The sequence below is a fragment of the Limnohabitans sp. genome, assembly GCF_044361645.1.
In the GTDB taxonomy this organism is placed as follows: Bacteria; Pseudomonadota; Gammaproteobacteria; order Burkholderiales; family Burkholderiaceae_C; genus Limnohabitans_A.
Window position 1 is genome coordinate 1 of record NZ_JBIKIL010000209.1, and the last position, 2,937, is coordinate 2,937.

Annotated in this window: 4 protein-coding genes; 1 reads left to right on the forward strand and 3 read right to left on the reverse strand. The window is 62.3% G+C overall.

The features are described from left to right. Window positions 1-150: 150 nt before the first annotated feature. On the forward strand, window positions 151-414 hold the full coding sequence (locus ACIQ39_RS19085; protein ID WP_396436160.1) for a hypothetical protein: 264 nt from the start codon (window positions 151-153) through the stop codon (window positions 412-414). A 218-nt stretch (window positions 415-632) separates the two neighbouring features. Here the strand turns inward: ACIQ39_RS19085 and ACIQ39_RS19090 are convergent, their stop codons facing one another. The 3 genes from ACIQ39_RS19090 to ACIQ39_RS19100 are packed head-to-tail and all read right to left on the reverse strand — an operon-like array spanning window position 633 to window position 2,639. After that, window positions 633-1,829: a C45 family autoproteolytic acyltransferase/hydolase gene (locus ACIQ39_RS19090; RefSeq protein ID WP_396436161.1), complete on the reverse strand. Its 1,197-nt coding sequence runs from the start codon at window positions 1,827-1,829 to the stop codon at window positions 633-635. Window positions 1,830-1,878: 49 nt separating this feature from the next. Beyond that, the gene (locus tag ACIQ39_RS19095; protein ID WP_396436162.1) at window positions 1,879-2,202 is read right to left on the reverse strand and encodes a type II toxin-antitoxin system RelE/ParE family toxin; all 324 of its coding nucleotides are present in this window, start codon (window positions 2,200-2,202) and stop codon (window positions 1,879-1,881) included. After that, a complete protein-coding gene (locus ACIQ39_RS19100; protein WP_396436163.1) occupies window positions 2,199-2,639 on the reverse strand; it encodes a hypothetical protein in 441 nt (146 codons plus the stop codon). Before ACIQ39_RS19100 ends, ACIQ39_RS19095 begins: the two co-directional genes overlap by 4 nt. Between the last annotated feature and the right edge of the window lie 298 nt (window positions 2,640-2,937).

Consider the following 2,937-nt stretch of genomic DNA (forward strand, 5'->3'; position numbering starts at 1 on the left):
GCTTTCACCCACGGCCTTGTCTGCCCAACCTGGCCAGCCCTGCCCCAAAGAAGGCCTGTGGTTTGCCCCGCACTTGCAAATGAAAGAGGTGCACATGAAACAAGGCGAGCCCATGCCCGGGCAGGCCATCGGCATCACCGGGGGGGTGACTTGGTATTTCAAGGGCTGAAGCTGGGGAAATGGGATACCAAGCACGGCAAAGCCGCGCAACACGATGCAGGCCGCGTGGCGCTGCGCGAGTTGCAAGCGGTGGGCGTGCTGGCCATTTTGTACGCGCACACTTCGGCCCGCATTGGCGAAGCGCAAGACGGGCTGGACAACGGCGTGGTCAACGGCCTGAACGCGCTGGCGCTGGCGCACGGCCTGCAGCTGGGCATGCGTGTGTCAGACGCGGTGCGGCATTTGGGGGGCTGAGCCGCTAGGGCGCTGTTGATCGCGGTCGGAGACCGCTCCTACAAAAAACCATGCACAAACAGCTTGGGGGTCTTTGAGCCCTGCACCGTTTTTGTTGATCGCGGTCGGAGACCGCTCCTACAAAAAAGCTCTCACTGACCGCTTGGGGGTCTTAGTGCTTTGCACTGTTTTAGTAGGAGCGGTCTCCGACCGCGATCAACCATCAGCCTCGACCGTCTTCAGGCGGGCACGGTTTTCCTGGCCAATGGCACCACCTCAAACGCCACGCGGCTGGGCACATCGCAGGCCACCCACATGGCGGGGGGCTGGGTGTGCATGACGATGCCGGCCACGCTTTCGACGCGGCTTTCGGGCGGCACGCTGGGGTCGGGGCTGCGGCAGATGGACAAAAAGCCGTCGGATTCGTCGCGCAAGAAGCGCTCCAGTTCGGCCTGGCCAATGGGCCTTTGCAGCGCGTGCTGGCTGGCGGTGCTCAGGCGGCTGTGGCTTGACAAGCCGGGGCCCACAGGGGCTTGCTCGGCCAGCAGCGGTGCGCACACGAAATGGTTGGTGTGCACCACCACGCCGTCGGTGGGGCTGACTTCGGCCCAGCCTGCGGGCGAGACTTCAAAGCAGACGGCCTGGCCTTGGGCGTCGGCGCAGGGCACATTCGACGCTGCGCCAAAACCCAACCCCAAATCGGTTTGCAGGCTGTTTAGACGCTCGCGCGCATGGGCCACCGAGCGGCAGTCGAGCAAATGCCGCAGCAGCACATGCACCGGCACGCCCAACCGGCTGCCGTCGCGCACCGAGCGCAAGATGTTCAGGCCCAGCGCAAAGCCCGATTGGTTGATGCCAATTTTGGCCAGCATGCCGGCCTCGGTCAGGGTGGTGATGCTTTGGCCGCTGGGGCCTTGGGTGTGCAGCAGCACCAGGGCTTGGCGCTGACGCCCCATCCAGTCCCAGTTTTGCGCCAGCCAGGCTTGGCCTGTGCGGCTGGCAGCCGCCGTCACGCCCATGGCGGTGCATTCGCCGTCTTGCAAAGCGCCGTCCCAGGGGGCGTCGGCCAGCCAGTCGGGCAGGCCTGCGGCGCGGTTGGCGGCCAAGGCCGCGTGGGCCAACTGGGGTTCGTCGCTGAAAAATGTGGCGGGCAAGATTTCGGTCCGGCAGTTCAGCGCCATCAGGCTGCCCAGGCTCTGGCCGCTGCCTTGGGCCATGCCGCGCAGCTCGGCCATCAGATCCGCATCGACCTGCTCGATCACCGGCTCAAAGCGCATGGCGCGCTCGCAGGCGCTGGCCCAGTCGATGCCACAAGCCGCAAACAAACGGGCGTAGGTGACCACGCTGTGCTGGATGCGTGCCTTGGCCTCTTGGCCATAGATTTGGCCACGCTCGTGGGCCGAGGTGGCGTGCAAAGTGTCGATGCAAGGGAACATAGGAGGTCTCCTGAATTTCTGACAAAGTGCCTCAGGGTGTTCTTAAAAATTACCGGTCAAGGGCACCAGAAGCAATGGCCGGGAACTGCCTGGCCACGTGCACCACAGCACGCACAATGGCGATGCAAAGGACAGGGTCCTGATCAAAATAAACGATGTCGTTTTCGTGGGCCACCAATTCAAACGCACCGGCGACACGCTGACTGGCCCGGCGCGGAAAATTGGGATCACTGAGGCCATCGACTTGGGTGTCGATCCAGAGCCACAAATCAAGCGCTGCGAGGGGGTTGTCTTTGGCAACCCAGGCTTGTATGGCATCCAGATCTGCTTGGTATTCCGGGCGACGGATGATTTGCCATTCGGCACAGCTCATGGCCGGTGAAGGGCTTGCCGCTGGGCGAGCTTGGCGGCACGAACGGCTTGCCATTCTTCGTGTGACACGTCAGGGCGCGGGTCATCGCGGCTGGCCTCGACTTTGGCGGCGACCCAGCGGTCGTATTCAGCAGCACGGGTCATGGCCTGCGCCCTGTCGGGCCGCGAGCGCTTTTGCAAAGTCGCTTGCTCAGGTTGCCATTCATCCAAATGGTCCAGCACGATGCGTTGGACGCCCATTTTGTGCAGCAATTTCAAAGCACTGTCGGTGGTGCCAAACAGGCGCGGCACCGCGCTGCGCGCCTGAACCAACAAGGCCTCGCCAGTACGGGTCACCAACTTCACACAAAAACGAGGGCCTTTGGGCACCAGTGCCACCGACTCGATGGCACCGTGCGCCAATGCGGTTTGAAATTGGGTTTGGGTCAGGGTGTGCATGACGGTAAGTTTAACGTTGTTTGTTCGAATTCCATACATTAAAAATACCCACCAACGTCACTGCATAAAACCTCCAACATGCGACCGAAGCCAGACTTTGCGGCCTGAATTTGTCAGCCTCAGCGACGCAAAGGACACATGCAGACAAGCCGCACGGCGCACCCGTTGGCACCTCGGTGACTGTGGGCCGCTGACCAACGGGCTCATCATGAAAGTCTGTTGAACTGGAGGCCCTATGCGTTTGCTGATCGCGATGATGATGCACGAGACCAACACCTTCTCGCCGGTGCCCACCGAC